Annotated in this window: 15 protein-coding genes, 3 tRNA genes and 1 pseudogene; 8 read left to right on the top strand and 11 right to left on the bottom strand. The window is 51.0% G+C overall.

Translation table 11 applies throughout. The annotated features are described in order from the left end of the window. The first annotated feature begins 5 nt into the window (after window positions 1–5). From Q0Z70_RS00580 to Q0Z70_RS00570, 3 genes are all read left to right on the top strand, one after another. Window positions 6–1,475 carry a sodium:solute symporter gene (locus Q0Z70_RS00580; RefSeq protein WP_298071617.1) on the top strand — a complete coding sequence of 490 codons (1,470 nt, stop codon included), beginning with the start codon at window positions 6–8 and terminating at the stop codon, window positions 1,473–1,475. 89 nt (window positions 1,476–1,564) lie between these two features. Further along, a complete protein-coding gene (locus tag Q0Z70_RS00575) occupies window positions 1,565–2,758 on the top strand; it encodes a heparan-alpha-glucosaminide N-acetyltransferase domain-containing protein (RefSeq protein WP_298071614.1) in 1,194 nt (397 codons plus the stop codon). Between the two features lie 11 nt (window positions 2,759–2,769). Further along, window positions 2,770–3,606, top strand: a complete 837-nt coding sequence (locus tag Q0Z70_RS00570) for an ATPase (RefSeq protein ID WP_298071612.1) — start codon at window positions 2,770–2,772, stop codon at window positions 3,604–3,606. Window positions 3,607–3,847: 241 nt separating this feature from the next. Here the strand turns inward: Q0Z70_RS00570 and Q0Z70_RS00565 are convergent, their stop codons facing one another. After that, window positions 3,848–4,483, bottom strand: a complete 636-nt coding sequence (locus Q0Z70_RS00565) for an FKBP-type peptidyl-prolyl cis-trans isomerase (RefSeq protein WP_298071610.1) — start codon at window positions 4,481–4,483, stop codon at window positions 3,848–3,850. A gap of 35 nt (window positions 4,484–4,518) precedes the next feature. Further along, on the bottom strand, window positions 4,519–6,060 hold the full coding sequence (locus Q0Z70_RS00560; RefSeq protein WP_298071608.1) for a glycine--tRNA ligase: 1,542 nt from the start codon (window positions 6,058–6,060) through the stop codon (window positions 4,519–4,521). A gap of 391 nt (window positions 6,061–6,451) precedes the next feature. On the opposite strand from Q0Z70_RS00560, the gene Q0Z70_RS00555 reads away from it, so the two are divergent. The 4 genes from Q0Z70_RS00555 (at window position 6,452) to Q0Z70_RS00540 (ending at window position 11,338) form a co-directional block, all read left to right on the top strand. Then, entirely contained in the window at window positions 6,452–9,124 is a 2,673-nt protein-coding gene (locus Q0Z70_RS00555; protein ID WP_298071606.1) for a DNA gyrase/topoisomerase IV subunit A, read from the top strand. Between the two features lie 29 nt (window positions 9,125–9,153). Further along, on the top strand, window positions 9,154–10,002 hold the full coding sequence (locus Q0Z70_RS00550; RefSeq protein WP_298071604.1) for a DUF3316 domain-containing protein: 849 nt from the start codon (window positions 9,154–9,156) through the stop codon (window positions 10,000–10,002). Then, on the top strand, window positions 9,999–11,021 hold the full coding sequence (locus tag Q0Z70_RS00545) for a S41 family peptidase (RefSeq protein WP_298071602.1): 1,023 nt from the start codon (window positions 9,999–10,001) through the stop codon (window positions 11,019–11,021). The genes Q0Z70_RS00550 and Q0Z70_RS00545 overlap by 4 nt, the downstream gene beginning before the upstream one ends. A gap of 235 nt (window positions 11,022–11,256) precedes the next feature. Next, window positions 11,257–11,338, top strand: a tRNA-Leu gene (locus tag Q0Z70_RS00540). 122 nt (window positions 11,339–11,460) lie between these two features. Here Q0Z70_RS00540 and Q0Z70_RS00535 read toward each other — a convergent pair. Together Q0Z70_RS00535 and Q0Z70_RS00530 are read right to left on the bottom strand one after the other, a co-directional pair. Continuing rightward, window positions 11,461–11,534: transfer RNA gene (locus Q0Z70_RS00535), tRNA-Asn, on the bottom strand. A gap of 18 nt (window positions 11,535–11,552) precedes the next feature. Next, window positions 11,553–11,626: transfer RNA gene (locus Q0Z70_RS00530), tRNA-Asn, on the bottom strand. 204 nt (window positions 11,627–11,830) lie between these two features. On the opposite strand from Q0Z70_RS00530, the gene Q0Z70_RS00525 reads away from it, so the two are divergent. Then, on the top strand, window positions 11,831–13,525 hold the full coding sequence (locus Q0Z70_RS00525) for a S41 family peptidase (protein ID WP_298071601.1): 1,695 nt from the start codon (window positions 11,831–11,833) through the stop codon (window positions 13,523–13,525). A gap of 424 nt (window positions 13,526–13,949) precedes the next feature. Here the strand turns inward: Q0Z70_RS00525 and Q0Z70_RS00520 are convergent, their stop codons facing one another. The 7 genes and pseudogenes from Q0Z70_RS00520 to Q0Z70_RS00490 form a co-directional block, all read right to left on the bottom strand. Further along, complete coding sequence (locus tag Q0Z70_RS00520) at window positions 13,950–15,785, bottom strand: 4-hydroxy-3-methylbut-2-en-1-yl diphosphate synthase (protein ID WP_298071638.1); 1,836 nt, start codon at window positions 15,783–15,785, stop codon at window positions 13,950–13,952. 77 nt (window positions 15,786–15,862) lie between these two features. After that, window positions 15,863–16,372, bottom strand: coding sequence for a 5-(carboxyamino)imidazole ribonucleotide mutase (purE, locus tag Q0Z70_RS00515; protein ID WP_298071599.1), 510 nt, complete (start codon window positions 16,370–16,372; stop codon window positions 15,863–15,865). A gap of 93 nt (window positions 16,373–16,465) precedes the next feature. Continuing rightward, window positions 16,466–16,846 (bottom strand): glycine cleavage system protein GcvH, encoded by a 381-nt coding sequence (gene gcvH / locus Q0Z70_RS00510; protein WP_298071597.1) that lies wholly within the window; start codon window positions 16,844–16,846, stop codon window positions 16,466–16,468. Window positions 16,847–16,899: 53 nt separating this feature from the next. Further along, on the bottom strand, window positions 16,900–17,577 hold the full coding sequence (locus Q0Z70_RS00505) for a phosphatase PAP2 family protein (protein WP_298071595.1): 678 nt from the start codon (window positions 17,575–17,577) through the stop codon (window positions 16,900–16,902). 15 nt (window positions 17,578–17,592) lie between these two features. After that, window positions 17,593–19,089, bottom strand: a complete 1,497-nt coding sequence (gene rpoN / locus Q0Z70_RS00500) for an RNA polymerase factor sigma-54 (protein ID WP_298071593.1) — start codon at window positions 19,087–19,089, stop codon at window positions 17,593–17,595. A gap of 231 nt (window positions 19,090–19,320) precedes the next feature. After that, entirely contained in the window at window positions 19,321–20,448 is a 1,128-nt protein-coding gene (locus tag Q0Z70_RS00495; protein ID WP_298071591.1) for a DUF262 domain-containing protein, read from the bottom strand. Between the two features lie 178 nt (window positions 20,449–20,626). Next, a pseudogene (locus tag Q0Z70_RS00490) lies at window positions 20,627–21,586 on the bottom strand (adenine-specific methyltransferase EcoRI family protein); the annotation flags it as partial. Window positions 21,587–21,619: the final 33 nt, after the last annotated feature.

The following is a 21,619-nucleotide window of genomic DNA, read 5'->3' as shown; positions in this document are numbered from 1 at the left end:
CTGATATGACTACTGTCTGGATTATACTCGCTACCATCGCATACTACTTCGCATTGCTATTCATCATTTCTTGGATAACAGGGCGTAAAGCTGACAATGCCGGCTTTTTTACAGGTAACCGCAAGTCGTCCTGGTACATGGTGACGCTGGCTATGATTGGGGCTACCATCTCAGGCGTAACCTTTATCTCCGTTCCCGGCGCCGTTTTGGCAGGCAGTTATTCCTACATGCAGATGGTGTTGGGCTTCTTTGTAGGTTCTATCCTCGTAGCGCTCGTATTGATACCTTTGTTTTACAAGATGAACCTGATCAGCATCTATGGCTATTTAGAGAGTCGCTTCGGACTGGCTTCCTACCGCACAGGAGCCTGGTTCTTCTTCGTATCCAAAATGTTGGGAGCATCAGTCCGATTTTTTGTCGTATGCGTTGTGTTGCAAACGCTGGTGTTCGCTCCCCTGCACGTGCCGTTTTCCCTTAACGTGGTACTGACGGTAGCGCTCATCTGGCTCTATTCTTTCCAAGGAGGCGTGAAGTCTTTGATTTGGACGGACTCTTTGAAAACGCTTTGCCTCCTTGTGTCAGTCATCAGTTGCATAGTGTTTATTGCCTATAATTTACAGATTGATTTCGGCGAACTTCCTGCCGTAGTGGCCGGTCATCCTACCAGCAAGCTGTTCTTTTTCGACGACCCGAACGACGGACGATACTTCTGGAAGCAGTTCATTGCCGGCGTATTCATGATTATTGCCTGCACGGGTCTCGACCAAGACCTGATGCAACGCACCCTGAGCTGCAAGAATTTCCGTGAATCGCAGAAGAACATGATTTTGAGTTCGTTCATTCAAATCTTCGTTATCGGCCTGTTCCTTGTATTGGGCACACTCCTCTACATGTATGCCGATGTCCATCTAATCCGGGAAAGGCCGATAGCAGGCGACGCCTTGTTCGGCGAAGTAGCCTGGAGCAAGGACTTCCCGCTTTTCATTGGCATCATCTTTATTATCGGGTTGATCGCTGCTGCCTATTCTGCCGCAGGCTCTGCCCTGACGGCGCTTACCACCTCGTTCACCATCGACATTCTGAAAGCGGACGAGAAACAAGACGACAAAAATTTGACTTTGACACGCAAACTGGTACATTTCATCATGTCGCTGCTTATGGTTATTGTCATCATCATCTTCTACGAGCTGAACGATGACAGCGCCATCAATGCCGTTTATAGTTTTGCTGCCTATACATACGGCCCCATTCTCGGCATGTTTATCTTCGGCATGGCCTGCAAGAAACCTGTCCGCGACCGATGGGTACCGCTGGTGGCTATTGCTTCCCCCATCCTATGCTACATCCTGCAAAGCCATAGCGAAGCCTGGTTTGGCGGCTATCAAATCAGCTTTGAGCTGCTCATCATCAATGCGTTGATTACCGCCCTTGGACTTTGCCTCCTTATTCAAACCGGTAAGAACCGCTATGATTGACTTGACCCTAATCCATCATGCAAGCAAAACGATGTTATCTGGAAGATGAATGTATTAACCCCTAAAAATAGAAAGAAAGAACAACCGTTATGAACCGACCGCAAACCAACAGTAAGCGTATTCTTGCCCTTGACATCCTGCGAGGAATTACCATCGCCGGCATGATTTTGGTGAATAATCCTGGCACATGGGGACACATCTATGCTCCCCTGCGTCATGCCGAGTGGAACGGATTGACACCAACCGACCTGGTATTTCCTTTCTTCATGTTCATCATGGGCATATCGACCTACATTTCATTGAAGAAATATAATTTTACTTACAGCCATGCCACACTTAGGAAAATCCTGCGGCGTACCTTGCTTATCTTTATCATCGGCATGGCTATCGACTGGTTCTCACACTTCTGCTACTACTGGGTTTCTCCTCCCGACGACCTGAGTTTTGGGCAGAACCTGTGGGCATCGGTAGGGATATTCGACCGCATACGTATCTTGGGCGTCATGCAGCGTTTGGCTTTGTGCTACTGCGCCGCATCCATTGTAGCTCTTATAATGAAGCATAGCCACATCCCTTACCTCATCGTTACGCTCCTTGTGGGCTACTTTGTTCTATTGATGTGCGGCAACGGCTTTGCCTACAACGAAAGTAACATCCTATCTATCGTAGACCGTGCCGTCCTTACCCCGGAACATATGTACAAAGATAATGGTATTGATCCCGAAGGCTTGCTGAGCACTATTCCCTCCATAGCCCACGTACTGCTGGGCTTTTGCGTAGGCCGTATGATGTTGGGCGACAAGAATACCGCCAGTCGCAGCCGCGAAGAAGTACTCCAATCACACCTTGTCAAACTGTTCCTGACAGGTACTATTCTTACTTTCAGTGGCTTGCTACTGAGCTACGGATGTCCTCTCAACAAGAAGGTATGGTCTCCCACCTTTGTACTCACTACCTGTGGACTGGCATCCAGTTTGCTGGCATTACTCATCTGGATTATAGACGTGAAGGGATATAGACACTGGAGCCTGTTCTTCGAGTCGTTTGGCGTAAATCCGCTGTTCATGTACGTGCTGAGCGACGTGCTTGGTATCCTGTTCGGAAGCATTTACCTACCCTGGGACGACGGAAGCATTTCCATCCATAGCCTGATCTACGACAAGATAACGCAACCGATTTTTGGTGATACCGTCGGCTCGCTGGTTTATGCGCTGCTATTTGTTGCTATTAACTGGTGCATCGGGTATCAATTGTACAAGAGGAAAATATACATTAAGATATAAATTTTATTACTATGATACTGATAGCGGACAGCGGATCTACCAAGACCGATTGGCGTTTAGTCGAGCATGGAGAAGTCTTCCAACAGATTTTTACGAAAGGTACCAACCCCTTTTTTCAGAGTGAAAGAGAGATTGGTAACGAGATAGCGACCGCTCTTCTGCCCCAGCTACAGGCCTGTGAACTGGATGCTGTCTACTTCTATGGTGCAGGATGCGCTTTTCCCGATAAAATAGAGACTGTTTGCCGAACCATTCTCCGACACCTGCACGTAAAGGGCGAGGTAGAGGTAAACACCGATATGCTGGCCGCCGCCCGCAGTCTGTGCGGACACCGTGCAGGTATCGCCTGCATTATGGGTACAGGATCCAACTCGTGCTACTACGATGGTGAGAAGATTGTGCAGAACGTGTCTCCTCTTGGCTTTATCTTAGGTGACGAAGGCAGCGGTGCTTGCTTGGGTAAGATGCTGGTAGGTGATATTTTGAAAAACCAGATGACGCCGGAATTGAAGGAGAAGTTCCTCCAACAATTCAACCTGACACCTGCCGACATCATCGACCGTGTCTATAGAAAGCCGTTCCCTAACCGTTTCTTGGCAAGCCTATCGCCTTTTCTGGCACAGAACCTTAGCGAACCTTGCGTACATAACCTCGTCCTGAATAGTTTCAAATCGTTCCTGAAGCGCAATGTCATGCAATATGATTACCCCAACCATGAAGTCCACTTCATCGGCTCCGTAGCCTACTACTACAAAGACGTGTTGGCACAAGCCGCCGATAAAATGGGCATTCGTTTGGGCACCATCCTTAAGAGTCCTATGGAAGGCCTCATCGCCTACCACTGTTAACTACGAACCGTGAATATAAAGAATATTGCATTCATCGAGATTTCCAGTAACAGCTTGGTCATGGAATACATCCGCTGCGAATTACCGCAAATCCGACTCCACCTCCAAATCCGGCTGCCCATTAACAAGACTTCGGCCGCTATCGCCTGCGACAGGCAAAACCAAACTTGTTCCAGGAACTGTATCTCAACGAGAAAGGCTTGCTGGCAGCCTCCATGCCGTGCAACTTCTAAAAGTTGTCTCAATCTTCGTCTTCCACCACCTCTACCAGATCGAGGTCAAAAGTGAGGGCCGAATAACCTGGAATATTTCCCGACGAGTTTCCGCCCGTGCCATATCCCGACTGATAAGGGATATACAGCATCCAGCGTTCGCCCGTTTTCATCAGCTGAAGAGCAGCCGTCCATCCGGCAATAACGCCACTAACTTCGAATTCATTGGGAGCATCGAACTTAGTCGGAGCCTTGCCCGTAGTGTTTAGCGTACCCTGTTCAAGGGCCGAGTAGCCCGTAAAGTTTCCGTTGAACAGGTCGCCCGTAATCAGTGTGCCGTAATAATAGACAGATACCGACTCGGTGTAGAGCGGACGACGTCCGTTAGGATTGGCTGTAATCTTCTTGCAATAGACATACTGGTCGCTCGATGTGGTGCCTGAAGTGGTGGCAATGGCAAACAGTCGACCGACCTCCACGGCAGCAGCTTTCTCCTCCGAGTCGATAATCAGGCCTCCCGTCTCGCGGGCGATAGAGTCAATGAAAGCCTCATTGCGGGCTTGCCAGTTGTCGTATTTACCGACCTCCTGCACTTCCTCGCACGAAGCAAAGAGCAGAGCAGTCAGCGACAATAGGGAACAGAGAATCTTACGTATTCTTTTCATGGATTTTCCATTTTTCATTTTCTATTCTCAATTTATCAGAGCGTTTTGAGCAGCGACGTGATGCTGACGCGGTCGGCAATCAGACGGTCGAGGTCGGTAATGGCCACACGCTCCTGCTTCATGGTGTCGCGATCGCGCAGGGTGACACATCCGTCTTCTAACGTCTGGTGATCGACAGTCACGCAGTAGGGTGTTCCGATGGCATCTTGACGACGGTAGCGCTTGCCGATGGAGTCTTTCTCGTCGTACTGGCAGTGGAAGTGGAACTTCAGCGTATCGATGATCTCGCGTGCCTTCTCAGGCAGACCGTCTTTTTTGACAAGCGGCATCACGGCCAGTTTCACAGGGGCTAAGGCAGCAGGCAGTTTCAGCACAACGCGGCTCTCGCCATTCTCCAGTTGCTCTTCCTGGTAGGAGGCAGACATAATGCTGAGGAACATGCGGTCGACGCCAATCGAAGTCTCGATGACATACGGTGTGTAGCTTTCGTTCGTTTCAGGATCGAAGTATTTGATGTTCTTCCCGGAGAACTTCTCGTGCTGAGAGAGGTCGAAGTTGGTTCGGCTATGGATACCTTCCACTTCCTTAAATCCGAAAGGCATCAGGAATTCGATATCGGTAGCAGCGTTGGCGTAGTGGGCCAGCTTCTCATGGTCATGGTAGCGGTAATGATCGTCGCCGAAGCCCAAGGCCTTGTGCCACTTCAGGCGGATTTCCTTCCACTTCTTGAACCACTCCAGCTCGGTGCCGGGCTTTACGAAGAATTGCATTTCCATCTGCTCGAATTCGCGCATGCGGAAGATGAACTGGCGTGCCACGATTTCGTTACGGAAGGCCTTACCGATCTGTGCAATACCGAAGGGAATTTTCATGCGGCCCGTCTTCTGTACGTTCAGGTAGTTGACGAAAATGCCCTGTGCCGTCTCGGGACGGAGATACACTTTCATGGAGCCATCGGCTGTAGAACCCATTTCGGTGGAGAACATCAGGTTGAACTGGCGTACCTCGGTCCAGTTCTTCGTGCCGCTGATGGGGCAAACGATTTCCTCGTCGAGGATGATCTGGCGTAGCTCGTTCAGGTCAGGACCGGCATTCATGGCATCGGAGTAGCGCTGGTGCAGGGCTTCGCGCTTCTGCCGGTGCTCCAGCACGCGAGCGTTGGTCGCACGGAACTGAGCTTCGTCGAAAGCGTCGCCATATTTCTTGGCAGCCTTGGTCACTTCCTTGTTGATTTTTTCGTCATACTTGGCTATCTGGTCCTCGATGAGTACGTCGGCGCGGTAGCGTTTCTTCGAGTCACGGTTGTCAATGAGGGGGTCATTGAATGCATCCACGTGTCCGCTGGCCTTCCAGATTGTGGGGTGCATGAAGATGGCCGAGTCGATGCCTACGATGTTCTCGTGGAGCAGCACCATGCTCTGCCACCAGTATTGCTTGATGTTGTTCTTTAGTTCCACACCGTTCTGTCCGTAGTCATATACGGCTCCCAGTCCGTCGTAGATTTCGCTGCTGGGAAACACAAAACCATACTCCTTGCAATGCGATACAAGTTTCTTAAAAATGTCTTCTTGTGCCATTTTCGTAAAAAATAGATTAATTTTATTCCTAAGTCTCAATAAAACGCCACAAAGATAAGGAAAGGTAAGAGTATAAAAAACAAGCTTGCCTGATTTTTATGCCGAACCATATTCTATCTTGTCCAAAGATAAGGGTTTATCTGATACATTGGGCCTTGAGGAATATTAAAAATACATAAGCCGCCAAATCCATAGAGAATCTCGCCAACGATTGTTGGCAATTCCGGCGGGCATACAAGCCGCTTTTCCTGAGATTTTTCATAATTTTCGATAAAATAAAGGGCGACTTGGTACCGCCCAATCAAAAAACGGTGTTTTTCATTTGCCCATGCGCTCGTCTTTTGCTATTTTTGCCTGCAACGAAAAATAGACAGCAACCGACCAAAAGAATATGAGCGAAGACTTTGACAAGACCCAAGAGGAACAGGATAACCTGCCCGAAGGCCGGGAGGGACATTCGGACTACAAACCCGCCGATACAAAAGACGAAAATGTGAAGCACCAACTGAGCGGTATGTACCAGAACTGGTTTCTGGACTATGCCTCATACGTGATACTGGAACGTGCCGTGCCCCACATCATGGACGGACTGAAACCTGTGCAGCGGCGCATCCTGCACTCTATGCGGCGCATGGAGGACGGGCGCTATAACAAGGTGGCCAACATCGTGGGACACACCATGCAGTTCCACCCCCACGGCGATGCCTCCATCGGTGACGCGCTGGTGCAGTTGGGGCAAAAAGACCTGCTCGTTGACTGCCAGGGCAACTGGGGAAACATTCTGACGGGCGACAGTGCTGCCGCTCCCCGTTACATTGAAGCCCGCCTCTCGAAGTTTGCCCTTGATGTGGTGTTCAATCCCAAGACCACAGAATGGAAGCTGTCCTACGACGGCCGCAATCGCGAGCCCGTTACCCTGCCCGTCAAATTCCCTTTACTGTTGGCCCAGGGTGTGGAAGGCATTGCCGTCGGTTTGTCGTCCAAGATCCTGCCTCACAATTTCAACGAGTTGTGCGATGCCGCCATCAGCTACCTTCATGGCGAAGGTTTTCGTCTCTACCCCGACTTCCAAACGGGAGGCAGCATTGACGTGTCGAAGTACAATGACGGTGAACGCGGCGGTTCGGTACGTGTCCGTTCGAAGATTGAGAAGGTGGACAACAAAACACTGGCCATCCGCGAAATCCCCTACGGCAAGACTGTGGCCAACGTGTGCGACTCCATCGTGAAAGCCAGCGAGAAAGGAAAAATCAAAATACGCAAGGTTGAAGACCTGACATCGGGAAGCGTCGAGATATTGGTACATCTGACGCCGGGCACCTCGTCGGACAAGACCATCGACGCCCTCTACGCCTTCACCGACTGCGAGGTAAGCATCTCGCCTAACTGCTGCGTTATAGATGAATGCAAGCCCCATTTCCTCACCGTGAGCGACGTGCTGTGCAAATCTGTGGATAATACGCGCGACCTGTTGCGCCGTGAACTGGAAATACACCGCGACGAGGTGCGCGAAAGCCTGCACTTCGCCTCGCTCGAAAAGATATTCATCGAAGAACGCATCTATAAGGACAAGGAATTTGAACAGGCCGAGAACATGGACGCCGCCTGCGAGCACATCGACCTGCGCCTGACGCCCTACTACCCGCAGTTCATCCGTGAAGTGACAAAGGATGACATTCTCCGCCTGATGGAAATCAAGATGGCCCGCATCCTGAAGTTTAATTCCGACAAGGCCGAAGAACAGATAGCCCGCATGAAGGCCGACATCGAGGAGACCGAACGACATTTGGCCAATCTGATGGAATACACCGTCGAATGGTTCCGTATGCTCAAAGAGAAGTACGGCAAAAACTTTCCCCGTCGCACGGAGCTGCGCAACTTTGACACCATCGACTCGACCAAGGTCATCGAGGCCAACGAGAAGCTCTACATCAACCGCGAAGAAGGCTTCATCGGTACCGGTCTGAAGAAGGATGAGTTTTTGGCCAACTGCTCAAACCTGGACGACGTCATTCTCTTCTTCCGCGATGGGCGTTACCTTATCACGCCTGTGGCCGACAAGAAGTTCGTGGGCAAGAACATCCTCTACGCCAACGTCTTCAAGAAGAACGATAAGCGTACTATCTACAACGTGTGCTACCGCGACGGCAAGAATGGAACGACCTACATCAAGCGCTTTGCCGTGACGTCCATTATCCGCGATCGTGAGTACGACGTCACCCAGGGCACGCCCGAATCGCGCATCATCTACTTCAGCGCCAACCCCAACGGCGAGGCCGAAATCATTAAGGTGACACTGAAGCCTAACCCGCGCATCCGCAAAATCATTTTCGAGGAAGACTTCAGCAAGATAAGCATCAAAGGGCGTCAGGCCATCGGCAATATCCTGACGCGCAACCCGGTCCACAAAATCACGCTGAAGCAGCGCGGCGGCTCTACGCTGGGTGGACGCAAAGTATGGTTCGACCGCGACGTGCTGCGCCTCAACTACGACGGTCGCGGCGAATACTTGGGTGAATATCAGAGCGACGAACTCGTCCTCGTGGTGCTGAACAACGGCGATTTCTACACCACCAACTTCGACGTGAACAACCACTACGAAGACGGTATCCGCATCATGGAAAAATTCGACTTCAACAAGGTATGGACTGCCGTGCTCTACGACGCCGACCAGCAGAACTATCCCTACATCAAACGTTTCTGCTTCGAGTCGAGCAGCCGCAAGCAGAACTACCTGGGTGACAACAAAAACAGCAAACTTATCCTGCTGACCGACGAATGCTATCCCCGTCTGGAAGTCGTATTCGGCGGGCATGACAGTTTCCGCGACCCGATGGTCATCGAGGCCGACGAGTTCATCGCCGTCAAGGGCTTCAAGGCCAAGGGTAAACGTCTGACGACTTATGACATTGACACTATCAACGAATTGGAGCCGACCCGTCAGCCCGAACTACAGTCCGTCGTTGAAGAACCCGAAGAAGAGCCCGATGACCTGGACTCCGATCAGGACAAGAGTGAAGGCGACATCTTGGATGAACTGACGGGACAAATGAAATTGTTCTGACGTATGAAAGGCTATTTGGACGAATTGAAATGACGAACCGTAAATTGATAGGAATCATGGCAGGTCTGCTCCTGACTGCCGGCAGCCTGACGGCACAGACACCCGCAGATTCCATTACGCTGAACGACCCCACCCGATACGTCACCCGCGCCACCCTTTACGGTGTGGGTGCAGCCAACATATACGATACCTACCTGTCGCCACAAGAATATCGGGGCATCGAGTTCCGCCTCTCCCGTGAAAGCATGCGCATGACCCGTTGGGCTGACGGCAACCTTTCCCGCCAAAGTTTCTTCCAGGGCTACGTGAATTACACGCACAACCACGTGGACAACAACAATACCCTCTCCGCGCTGCTCAACTGGAACTACGGCCTGCATTACCATTTCCGCCTGACCGACCACTTCCGTCTGCTGGCCGGCGGGTTGGCCGATCTGAACGGCGGCTTCGTCTACAACCTGCACAATGGCAACAATCCGGCTTCAGCCAGGGCCTACGTCAATCTCGATGCTTCTGTCATGGCCATTTGGGATCTGCGTATCAAGCGCTATCCCATCACCCTGCGCTATCAGGCCAATCTGCCTGTCATGGGCGTGATGTTCTCGCCCCACTACGGACAATCGTATTATGAAATCTTTTCGCTGGGGCATGCTGACGGCGTAGTGCGCTTCACTTCGCTCCACAACCAGCCTTCCTTGCGGCAGAAGCTCACCGCCTGCTTGCCCGTAGGGCGAACGAAAATGTGTTTGGCCTATGTGTGGGACGCCCAGCAGTCCAGCATCAACCACCTGCGCACCCACACCTATTCCCACGTCTTCATGGTAGGCTTCGTCAAAGAATTCTACCTGTTATCCAATAAGAAAAAGCATGCCTTATGAAAATATTCGCATTCTTCCGAAAATTCCTTATGCTGCAGGCTGCCCTTCTCATCCTGCTTTCGGGTTGCATCCGCGAAGAAGAATTCGACAATACTCCTTCGGGCAACTTTGAAGCCCTCTGGAAAATCATTGACGAGCAATATTGCTTCCTTGACTACAAGCAGATAGACTGGAATGCCATCCGCAATAAATACCGGCCGCTGATTACCCCCGATATGAGCGACGACGGCCTGTTTGAAGTGTTGGGCAACATGCTGGCCGAGTTGAAAGACGGACACGTCAACCTTTACTCCTCCTCGAACACCGCCCGTTATTGGGACTGGTACCTGAACTATCCGCGCAATTACGATGAAAGTCTTGTCGAACATTACTTAGGACGTGACTACCGCATCTCCTCTGGACTGAAATACAACATTTTGGACGATAACATCGGCTACATCTCCTACACTTCCTTCTCCGACGGCATCGGAGAAGGCAATCTGGACGAGACCCTCTCCTACTTAGCTGCCTGCAACGGCCTCATCATTGACGTGCGCAACAATGGAGGCGGAAACCTCACCTACTCCACCCGCTTCGCCGCCCGCTTCACCAACGAGCGCGTGTTGACGGGCTACATCCAGCACAAGACAGGCAAGGGGCACAACGACTTCTCTGAGCCGGAACCTATCTACGTCGATCCGTCGGATGGTGTACGCTGGCAGAAAAAGACCGTTGTGCTGACCAACCGCCACTCCTACAGTGCCACGAACGACTTCATCAACGCCATGCGCTACATGCCCAACGTCGTTCTGCTGGGCGATAAAAGCGGCGGCGGGTCGGGTCTTCCCTTCACTTCAGAGCTTCCCAATGGCTGGATCGTGCGTTTCTCAGCCAGTCCGCATCTCGATGCCGACAAACAGCATATCGAATTCGGCATCGATCCCGACATCAAGATGGATATGAACACCGTAGCTGCCTACGAACGCAGGATAGACACCTTCATCGAAGAGGCCCGAAGCCTGCTGCAAGTGAAGCCTTAATCGCCCAATAGAACCCCACCCGTTTCTGTCAGGCAAAATGTTGCCGGCATCCAATCAAGGGGGATTATCCAACTAAGAAAAGACTTTCCGACCCGTTTTTAATGGGAGGAAACAGATGTGTCGGCCGAAAGAAAGAATAAGCAGAGAACAGGGCTTGAGAAACTAAAGCCGGGAATAGTTGGAAGGACAAAAAATATTTTCTACCTTTGCCCTGCCGAATGAACAGCGCATCGTTGCGGGTGTGGCGTAATTGGCAGCCGCGCCAGACTTAGGATCTGGTGCCGCAAGGCGTGTAGGTTCGAGTCCTATCACCCGCACAAAAGGAAAAAAGAGGAAAAAAGCGACAGTCCGATATGCTTTTTTCCTCTTTTTTCATCCGCCATTACCCCTGTCAGGAAAAGGGCTGAAAACAAAAAAATCCGCCATAAGCGGACTTCTGCTCTTCGTCTTGGACTTGAACCAAGGACCCTCTGATTAACAGTCAGATGCTCTAACCGACTGAGCTAACGAAGAAAGTTGCATTTGAAGAGGCTCTTCGTCTTGGACTTGAACCAAGGACCCTCTGATTAACAGTCAGATGCTCTAACCGACTGAGCTAACGAAGAAGGTTGTTTTTTCTCAAATGCGGTGCAAAATTAATAGGATATTTTGAAATATACAATATCTTTGCAGAAAAATTTATCGGATGGAGAAAATGATTGGATCAGCCATCAGGCTGTAGGAGCCCGACTTACCCGCTGCCTGCCGGAAGGAAACAAAAAAAGAGATAAAGAACTTATGAACAAGAACATTGTATGGCAAAGATGAATATGAAAAAATTTTGTAAAGTACGTTGGATTGCCTTGTTGCTGCTGACGGTGGCCGGCGTAGCGTTTCTGGGCTTCAAGAACAGTGACAACCGCAGCTTTCTGTTGGCCAAGAATATTGACATCTTCAGTTCGATTGTAAAAGAGCTGGACTTGATATATGTAGATACGATTGATGCCGACAAAACAATCCGTGAGGGCATCGACGCCATGCTCTATTCGCTCGACCCCTATACGGTCTATTATCCAGAGGACGACCAAAGCGAACTGGAGCAAATGGTGAAGAACACGTATGGAGGCATCGGTTCCATCATTACGTGGAATACGAAGCTGAAACGTTCCATGATAGGCGAACCCTATGAAGGAATGCCGGCAGCCCAAGCCGGACTGAAGGCAGGCGATATCCTGATGGCCATCGACGGGCAGGACTTGGAGGGAAAGAACAACCAGGAAGTCAGCGAAATGCTCCGAGGCCAGGCAGGTACCGGTTTCAAGCTGACGGTACAGCGCCCTGGCGTGGAGAAACCGCTGGAGTTCGAACTGGTGCGCCGGGCCATCGAATTGCCCATCATACCCTATTATGCCAAACTGGAAAATAATGTAGGTTACATCAACCTCAGCACCTTCTCAGGTAAGCCTGCACGCGAGTTCAAGCAGGCTTTCCTCGACCTTAAAAAGCAAGGCATTACGTCGCTGGTCATCGACTTGCGCAACAACGGCGGCGGATTGCTGGACGAAGCGGTGGATATTGCCAACTACTTCTTGCCGCGTGGGAAGACGCTGGTAACCACCAGAGGCAAAATCGAACAAATCAACATGTCCTACAAGACACTGCGCGAACCCATTGATTTGGATATTCCCTTAGCCGTGTTGGTCAACAGCTCTACGGCATCGTCTTCAGAAATACTGGCCGGTTCATTGCAAGACTTGGATCGTGCCGTGATTGTAGGCGCACGCACCTTTGGCAAAGGTTTGGTGCAGACCACCCGTAACCTGCCTTATGGCGGCCGGATGAAGATTACCACCTCCAAATACTACATACCCAGCGGACGCTGCGTACAGGCCATCGACTACAAACAGCGCGATGCCGACGGCAGCGTGGGGCGTATCCCCGACAGTCTGACGACGGTTTTCCATACGGCAGCCGGACGCGAAGTGCGCGATGGCGGCGGTGTGACCCCCGACATACAGGTAGAGCAGGAGAAACTGCCCAATATCCTGTTCTATCTGGTGAACGACAACCTGATTTTCGACTATGCCACGCAGTATTGCCTGAAGCACGAAACCATTGCCGACGCACAACACTTCGAGCTGACCGACGCCGACTATGCCGACTTCAAGGAGATGGTGCGGAAGGCCGATTTCAAGTACGACCAACAGACGGAGAAAATCTTGAAAAACCTGAAGGAAATGGCCGAGTTCGAAGGCTACCTGAAGGATGCCTCCGGCGAATTTGAAGCATTGGAGAAGAAGCTCCGGCATAATCTGGATTACGATTTGGATTACTTCGCGAAAGATATACGGAACATGATATCCATCGAAATCCTGAAACGTTACTACTATCAGAAGGGCAGCATCATCCAGCAGCTGAAGGATGATCCCGACTTGAAAGAAGCGCTGAAGGTGTTGGGCGATACGGAGAAATATCACGCCCTGCTCCGTCCGAAGGCTGCGGCCGACTCGGTGGCGGAGAAGTAATGCCGCCTCCGTCTCCCTGAGCGAAGGGATAGCGCGGAAGCCGGAAAAACGGCTGGAGGCACATTAACGCGAGGAACTGAACCATTGAAAAATGCTGACAATTTGAGCCTGCATTCCGGCCCTTTTCCTCCCATTTGCCATCGCCCGAAAGAGGTGCTCAGACCCCCCGCCAGAAAGTGTTCTGAAGGGGGTCTAATCGATCCTCCGTATCGATCATCATCGATCTTCCGTATCGATCATCATCGATCCCCCGTATCGATTAACGTCGATCTTCCGTATCGACAGAAGCCGTTGTTCCGTATCGACAATGAGGGGTATTCGGGGTTGGTAATAAATATATACATTGTTTCCCTGCGCCGCACAAGGGGGAAAGCGGGCGGGGCAACCGGCTCGGAAGCTCTTTTAGGCTAAGATGTCCGCGAGGTTACTCCCAATCGCCATTGGCCTTGATGAGTCCGATAAGTTTCTCCACCGCCTCTTCTTCTGGAATGTTCTTCTCGATGCACTCCTTCTTCTTGTAAAGACTGATTTTGCCTCGTCCGGCACCCACGTAGCCATAGTCGGCATCGGCCATTTCGCCCGGACCGTTGACGATGCAGCCCATGATGCCTATCTTCAGTCCCTTCAGGTTCGACGTAGCGGCCTTGATGCGGGCGATGGTGCTTTGCAGGTCGTAGAGCGTGCGTCCGCAGCCGGGGCAGGAGATGTATTCGGTCTTGCTGGTGCGCAGGCGTCCGGCCTGCAGGATGGCGAAGGACGTAGCGTCCAGCGTGGTGGCGGGGATGTTGCCCTGATTGTAGAGGAAGATGCCGTCCGTCAGGCCGTCGAAGACGAGGGCGCCCATGTCGGCCGCCGCCTTGATTTGCAGGTTTTCCTTTTCCTCTTCGGCGTAATGCTGGAAGAAGACCACCGGATTGGACAGGCCCTCCTGCATCAGCTGGTGGACGAGCGCACGCTGTTCGCCCAGCCGGTTGGGATGGTTGCTCTGTGCCACGAGTACGATTTCGGGATGGTACTTCAGGCAGGCCAATGCCTCGTCGTTCAGCCCCATGTAGGTGATGAAGAGGAATTTCAGCGGGGCGTTGCAGCTGCTTACGAAAGGCAGTTGGTCGCCCTTGAAGGCGGGCCAGGTGTCGGGCTTTCCTTCCCATACGTCGGCGTCGACGATGTATTGCATGCCTTCCTGTGCCTCGTCGGGCAGCCGATGGCCGGTGTAGATATAGTCGGGCACAAACTGCGGGTCAGTCGTCAGGTCACCGTCCAGGCGGGCGGCAATGACGACGGGCAGGTTGTTGCCTCCGATGTTGCGTACAGCCGTGGTCTGCCGGCGCGAGGGTGCCGGGTAGTGGAATGTCGGAATGTTCGGGCCGGGGATGTAGGGATGGCCCTTGCGGCGCGTCACGTAGTCCACCAGCTTGCGGGCTACAGGTATCTCGGCTTCGGGAGCTTCGCTCAGCGATACGCGGATGGTGTCGCCCAGTCCGTCGGCCAGCAGGGCGCCGATGCCCAAAGCCGACTTGATGCGTCCGTCCTCGCCGTCGCCTGCCTCGGTCACACCTAAGTGCAGGGGGAAGTGCATGCCTTCCTTTTCCATGACGGCGGCCAGCAGGCGGACGGTCCGTACCATGACTACGGTGTTAGAGGCCTTGATGGAAATGACTACATCGGTGAAATGCTCGTCCACGCAGATGCGCAGGAACTCCATGCACGATTCGACCATGCCTTCGGGCGTGTCGCCGTAGCGCGATAGGATGCGGTCGGACAGCGAGCCGTGATTTACGCCGATGCGGATGGCCGTGTGGTTCTCCTTGCAGATGTTCAGGAAGGGGATGAAGCGGTCGCGTATCTTCTGCAACTCCTGTGCATACTCCTCATCGGTATATTCCAAATGCTTGAAAGTGCGGGCCGCATCCACATAGTTGCCGGGATTGATGCGTACCTTTTCGGCATAGAGGGCGGCCACGTCGGCCACACGCGGATTGAAGTGCACGTCGGCCACGAGAGGTGTCATGTAGCCGTCGCGGCGCAGGGCAGCGTTGATACTGCGCAGGTTTTCGGCTTCCTTCACGCCCTGTGTCGTAAGTCGTACATATTCTCCGCCCGCGTCGGCGATGCGTTTAGCCTGGGCTACGCAGGCATCGGTATCCTGAGTAGCGGTATTGGTCATGCTCTGTATGCGGATGGGGTTGTCGCCTCCCAGCGGAGTGTCGCCGATGTTGACTACAGATGTTTCCCTGCGGGAATAGTTGAATAAATCCATCATAAATGAAGAATGAAGAATAAAGCATGAAGAATGGGGGATGGACGACCGATTCTTCATGCCTGATTCTTCATTTATTAGTTCGTTTTGTACTCGTATTTCACGTTCTTCAGGTCTTCGTTGGCCTTGGTGATTTTCTTCTTCAGCCCTTCCTTGTAAGCGGCGAAGGCTTGTGCGAGGGCTGCATCGTTCAGCGAAAGGATTTGTACGGCCAGGATAGCGGCATTCATGGCACCGTCGATGGCTACCGTCGCTACAGGGATGCCGGGAGGCATTTGGATGATGGAATAGAGGGCATCCATGCCGTCGAGCACGGCGCCTTTGACGGGTACGCCGATGACAGGCAGGGGGGTATTGGCGGCGATAACGCCCGGAAGGGCGGCAGCCATACCGGCAGCGGCGATAATCACCTTGATGCCACGCTTGCAGGCATTCTTGGCAAACTCTTCTACGGCTTCGGGTGTACGGTGGGCCGAGAGTGCGTTCATTTCGAACGGAATGTGAAAGTCATTGAGCAGTTGGGCGGCTTTCTCCATTACAGGAAGGTCGGACGTGCTGCCCATGATGATGCTTACGATTGGAGTCATGATAAGTGGTTCGTGATTAATAGCCGGCGGTTAGTGATGTCGACGTACAATTTGCTGACCGTCACCCACTAACCGCCAACCGTTTATCTGTTATTATTCATTGACCAGTGCCTTGTAGGCTTCGGCGTCCAGCAGACTGTCGAAGTCGGCATCGGCGGAAGGTTTGATTTTGATGAGCCAGCCTTCGCCGTAGGGATCCTGGTTCACCAGTTCGGGCTGGTCGGCCAGGGCTGCGTTCTGCTCCAGCACTTCGCCTGTTACGGGGATGAAGAGGTCGGAGATGGTCTTCACTACTTCAATAGTGCCAAATGTTTCGCCGGCTTCCAGCGTCTCGCCTTCGGTCTGTATATCTACGAATACGATATCACCCAGTTGTTCCTGAGCATAATCGGTGATGCCTACATAGGCTACGTCGCCTTCCTGGCGGATCCATTCATGTTCTCTGGTGTACTTTACGTTGCTTGGAAAGTTCATGATTTTTTAATTTTAAAGGTTAAAGATATAAGTGTATTACTGATAATTGACATTTAGTAGGTGAACAACAGTTGGCGGAAAAAGAAGTAAAAGCTGTTGGCGATGGGATGAAGCACCATCAGCGAACAGATGAAGCCCACGGCAAATCCCCCCATTACTTCGCCTAACGTATGATGCCCCAGAATGATGCGTGCCGTGCCCAGCACACCGTCTATCAGGATGAAAAGGCAGATCCACCAGACCGGGTTATAGCCGAACAGAGCACTGAACGCCACCAGTCCGCCAATGACGGCACCGGCGCCGGCCATGTGTTCGCTCAGCTTCCATTTCAGGTTGACTACGATGCAGATAATCATCATGATAAGGGTCGCCAAAATGATGCCGCTCATGTACCATGGGATGTTCAGGCGATTCATCATCAACAGACAAAAGACGTAGGAGATTATCGTAAGGAAAAAGGGAACATAGCGTTTCTTGCGTTCGCCCAATTCCTGCGCACTGAAACCGTTGATTTTCTTGAAGATGAAGATAGCCAGAACGGGGATTACGATGGTAAAGCAGTAGACAATGCCCAGTACGATGAGTTTGTACTGAATGGGCATGATGCTCAGGTATGAGAATAAGAACAGTATCAGGAAAGCCAGAAAAGGTATGGAGAACGGCGTAAAGATGGCCGATACCATGCGAGCTATCCGAATAAGGGTCTTTTCTTCTATGAGTTTTACTTCCATCTTTCTTCGTTATGTCTATTTCCGCAGACGAGCCACGGGGATATTCAACTGCTGACGATACTTGGCTATGGTGCGGCGGGCTATCGGGTAGCCCTTGGCGGCCAATATCTCGGTCAGTTCGTCATCGGTGTAGGGGCTTTTCTTATCCTCGCTGTCAACGCACTCCTTTAGCACCTTCTTGATTTCGCGCACCGACATTTCTTCGCCGTCTCCTTTCGTATAGCCGTCGCTGAAGAAGAATTTTAGCGGGTAAATGCCATAGTTGGTCTGCACGTACTTGCTGTTGCTCACACGAGAGATGGTGGAGATGTCCAGCTTGGCTCGCTCGGCCACATCTTTCAGGACCATGGGGCGGAGCAGCGACTCGTCGCCCTCCTCGAAGAAAGGGCGTTGAAGGTCGATGATGGCCTGCATGGTGGTCTGCAACGTGTTCTGCCGTTGCTTCACGGCGTCGATGAAACCCTGTGCGGCATCCATCTTCTGCTTCAGGAAAAGCATGGCTTCTTTCGATTCCTTCGACTGGTTAGCCTTGTTCTTCGTATGTTCCTCCACCATTTCCGAGAAGTCGCGGCTGATGCGCAGTTCGGGCACATTGGGATTGTTCAGCGAGAAGTTGACGGTACCGTTATCTTCGGTTTCGACAATGAAGTCCGGTATAATCTGCTGCATGTTCTTCCCTACGGCTTCACCCAACGAGGCGCCGGGCCGGGGATTGAGTTTGCAGAGATCCTTGACGGCGCGGTCGAGTTCTTCTTCACTGATGCCGAGCTTCTGTTGTATCTTGTCCCAATGCTTACGAGTGAACTCTTCGTAGCAGTTGCTGATGATGGCAGTTTCCAACCGCAGCAAGCTGTCGTCGGCTTTGGCAGGCAACTGTTCCTGCTTGTGGTGCAGCTGGATGAGGAGACATTCGCGCAGGTTGCGTGCACCCAGTCCGGCGGGTTCGAAGTCCTGTATCACCTTGAGAGCCTCTTCCAATTGCTGGGGAGTGGCCTGAATGCCTGAGTAGATAGCCAGTTCATCGCTGATGCTGTCCAGCGACTTGCGCAGCAGGCCGTCGTCGTCGAGCGAGCCGATGAGGTATTCGGTCAGTTCGCGTTGATGGGGGGTAAGGTTTCGTTCGCCCATCTGCTCTTTCAGAGTCTCGTAGAAGGAGGTAGAATCGGAGAAAGGGATTTCTTCCGCCTGCTCGTCGCGGCTGCGGTTGTTCTCCTGTAGTTTGTAGTCGGGTATGTCGTCCTCGTTGAGATAGTCGCTCAGTGAGTCGTAGTCGGTGTTTCCGCCATCCTCTTCGCTGATGGTCGATTCTTCGGTCGTGCGTACATCCTCTTCTTCGTGGCTATCTTCGCGTCCTTCTTCAAGGGCGGGGTTCTCCAACAGTTCGGCCCGGACGCGGTCTTCCAGCTCTACGGAGGGAAGTTCCAGCAGTTTCACTACCAGAATCTGTTGGGGCGAGAGCGTCTGTACTTGCTGCTGCGCTTGGGTCTGTATCTGTCGGAAGTTTTGTGCCATATCTTTTCTTGAATGTTAGTGCAAAAATAGTGAAAGGTAAGCGCATAGGCAAATGAAAACGCAGTTTTTAATTTGCCTGTGCTGAACCATGCTCTATTTTGCAAAAAAAGATTATCGCATGATGTCCGTTAATATATAACCATTAGAAAAAGGGAAGAGCCATATCACATTCGATTAGAGTAAAGATATGGCTCTTTTTATATAATTTCTTTTCTTAAAATATTATGAGAGTTATTTGTTCGATTTCCGTCTATTGCAATTGCGGCATAGCATCTGACAATTATCCATGTCAGTCTTTCCGCCCTCGCTCCACGGGGTAATATGGTCGCCCTCCATTTCAGTAATGTCGTACTCTTTTCCACATATCGGGCAAATCCCGTGCTGCCGTTCATATACCGCCCGTTTGATACTATCGGGGAACGCCCGCAAGTTGAGGTTTCTTTCGTCCCTTGTCAGCACATAGTAGTAGATGCCTTTTTTGTTGGTAATTTCGTCGTCGCCCATCAATGTGGTGATTTCGCGCTCAAGTGCGTCAGTATCAAGTAGAGTGTCTTTGTATTTGTTGTATAACTCGCTCCAATTGATTCCGTACATTTCACGACGGTAGTGCGGGAACGTCGCTTCAATCCAATCAATTACACTTTGAAAATAGTTCCACAACTCTTTTGCATTGGTCACTTTTTGTGCTGCCATATTGCGCATATAACTCTCTAACCCTTTGTAGTTTCCGTCGTGCATCCATAGTAAGGCGAGTTCGAGCATCCCTTGTCTGTTCGTATCGTATCGAGGTTTGGCATATTTGCTGCCTATTTTGGTTGCGACACAATCGCGCTTGCTGAAATATCGTTTTGCGTCGGTCAGCCATTCGCTCGCATAGTTCGCATTCAGCAACTCTTGTTCAGTGAGTTTCAATCCTGCGATGTTGATAGTCCGAAACCATTGGAGTTTTTCGGTATAACTGCCCTCGCAGAAATAAACCATCAGTTCATATCCGAGAAATTTTTCGGTTTCTTCAATATCGTCTGCATAATTGTCGAATGTGAACTCTCCGTTTAGCCTTTCGTCATATACGGCAAACACGTTATTTACATAGTGGCAGATGCTCAAGATGCGCTGCTGACCGTCAAGCACTTCAAAAGTGCCGTCTTCGCGTTTTACCCAATACATGACGTTTAGCGGGAAGCCTTTGCGTATGGTGGCGATAACGGCTTTTTCCTGCTCTCTGTCGTAAACGAAATTGCGCTGGTATTTCGGACGTATATCCAAACGTCCGCCATAGCCGACAATGCCCTCTTCATCATTGTCTTTGTACCTCTCCACGAGTTCGCGGATTGAGATTTGGTGCAGTTCGATTTTCATATCATTTGTGATTTAGTGTTGAATTTTGCGAATCAATACACGGGCGTAAGTTATCCTGTTTCCAATGATTCCTTCATTACTTTTTATCATTCCAGCTATGGCAGTTGTCGAATGAGAATTCTTGCGTACTTGCTCAACCCACCCACTGCCGTATCTTTCGGATTGTTCATTAGTCCAGCTATCGGCATCGACGGACGAGTATTCTGAAGTAAGGCTGAATCTGCCCCCCCCCCCGCGTGCTATATACAAGGTCCTTTCCGTCCGTACCTTTCCTAAATTCGACTATCTCGAATTGTTTAGGATTGTACTTGTCAAGGAAAGTAATCGGCACACCCATTACTCCGTAGTAATCGCAGGGGATTTCATTTACTTTATCAACGTTAATTGCATCGTAATTGTCGAACTTTGGATATTCTTCAGGATTATACCGCTTGTAAAGTATCAGTTCTTCGTTGCGTTTGCTATGTTCAAGATTGGTAAACCAAATTGACGCTGACCTCCCTTTAACCACTCCATTGACAATTCTATATTTGCTCCCATTTTTACTATCTTTCAGCAATTCTTCCTGTTGCTCTTTGGGTATATCAAATAACATGTCCACACTCATTGGTTGGAATCCTACCCACATTCGGTTTTCCTTTATAAGCGGGAATATTTCCTTGTATGTAATCGCATTTTTATTGCCGATAATCAGAAATTTCTTGTCGTAGGCTATAAGCTGCGCTACATACTCACGAAACAAAGAAAACGGCGGATTGGTTACTACTATATCGGCTTGTTCCAATAGTTCGATGCATTCGGCACTGCGGAAATCCCCGTCGCCATGCAGGGGCTTTACGTCCACTTTGTCCCAGTCGGGCATACTTTTTCCGTCGTTGCCGTCGTAAATCAGATAAACTGCTTGCTCCGAAGTGTTCTGACTAAACAGGTCGGGACAATTATTCTTGTAACAGGTCGTAATGATTCGTTTCAGTCCTAAGATGTTAAAACTGAGGGCGAAATATTTGAAAAAATTGCTAATGCGCGGGTCGTCACAATTGCAGAGAACAGTTTTTCCGCGAAAGAATGATTTGTAATGGACTAATTCGTTTTCAATGTCGGTCAACTGGGTATAGAACTCATCGTTCTTTCCTTTTTTTGCTTGGTGGAGTTGTTTGTTCCCCCCCCCCTA

It is taken from the genome of uncultured Bacteroides sp., from assembly GCF_947632445.1.
Classification (GTDB): Bacteria; Bacteroidota; Bacteroidia; order Bacteroidales; family Bacteroidaceae; genus Bacteroides.
The sequence above is the reverse complement of the archived record's forward strand: the minus strand, read 5'-3'. Positions and strand labels throughout refer to the sequence as shown.

Coding starts and splice junctions, on each gene's coding strand:
- purE (WP_298071599.1), bottom strand. CDS start 16,372: ATGACTCCAATCGTAAGCATCATCATGGGCAGCACGTCCGACCTTCCT.
- Q0Z70_RS00525 (WP_298071601.1), top strand. CDS start 11,831: ATGAAAAAATTTTGTAAAGTACGTTGGATTGCCTTGTTGCTGCTGACG.
- Q0Z70_RS00560 (WP_298071608.1), bottom strand. CDS start 6,060: ATGGCACAAGAAGACATTTTTAAGAAACTTGTATCGCATTGCAAGGAG.
- Q0Z70_RS00505 (WP_298071595.1), bottom strand. CDS start 17,577: ATGGAAGTAAAACTCATAGAAGAAAAGACCCTTATTCGGATAGCTCGC.
- rpoN (WP_298071593.1), bottom strand. CDS start 19,089: ATGGCACAAAACTTCCGACAGATACAGACCCAAGCGCAGCAGCAAGTA.
- Q0Z70_RS00575 (WP_298071614.1), top strand. CDS start 1,565: ATGAACCGACCGCAAACCAACAGTAAGCGTATTCTTGCCCTTGACATC.
- Q0Z70_RS00565 (WP_298071610.1), bottom strand. CDS start 4,483: ATGAAAAGAATACGTAAGATTCTCTGTTCCCTATTGTCGCTGACTGCT.
- gcvH (WP_298071597.1), bottom strand. CDS start 16,846: ATGAACTTTCCAAGCAACGTAAAGTACACCAGAGAACATGAATGGATC.
- Q0Z70_RS00545 (WP_298071602.1), top strand. CDS start 9,999: ATGAAAATATTCGCATTCTTCCGAAAATTCCTTATGCTGCAGGCTGCC.
- Q0Z70_RS00555 (WP_298071606.1), top strand. CDS start 6,452: ATGAGCGAAGACTTTGACAAGACCCAAGAGGAACAGGATAACCTGCCC.
- Q0Z70_RS00580 (WP_298071617.1), top strand. CDS start 6: ATGACTACTGTCTGGATTATACTCGCTACCATCGCATACTACTTCGCA.
- Q0Z70_RS00495 (WP_298071591.1), bottom strand. CDS start 20,448: ATGAAAATCGAACTGCACCAAATCTCAATCCGCGAACTCGTGGAGAGG.
- Q0Z70_RS00570 (WP_298071612.1), top strand. CDS start 2,770: ATGATACTGATAGCGGACAGCGGATCTACCAAGACCGATTGGCGTTTA.
- Q0Z70_RS00520 (WP_298071638.1), bottom strand. CDS start 15,785: ATGGATTTATTCAACTATTCCCGCAGGGAAACATCTGTAGTCAACATC.
- Q0Z70_RS00550 (WP_298071604.1), top strand. CDS start 9,154: ATGACGAACCGTAAATTGATAGGAATCATGGCAGGTCTGCTCCTGACT.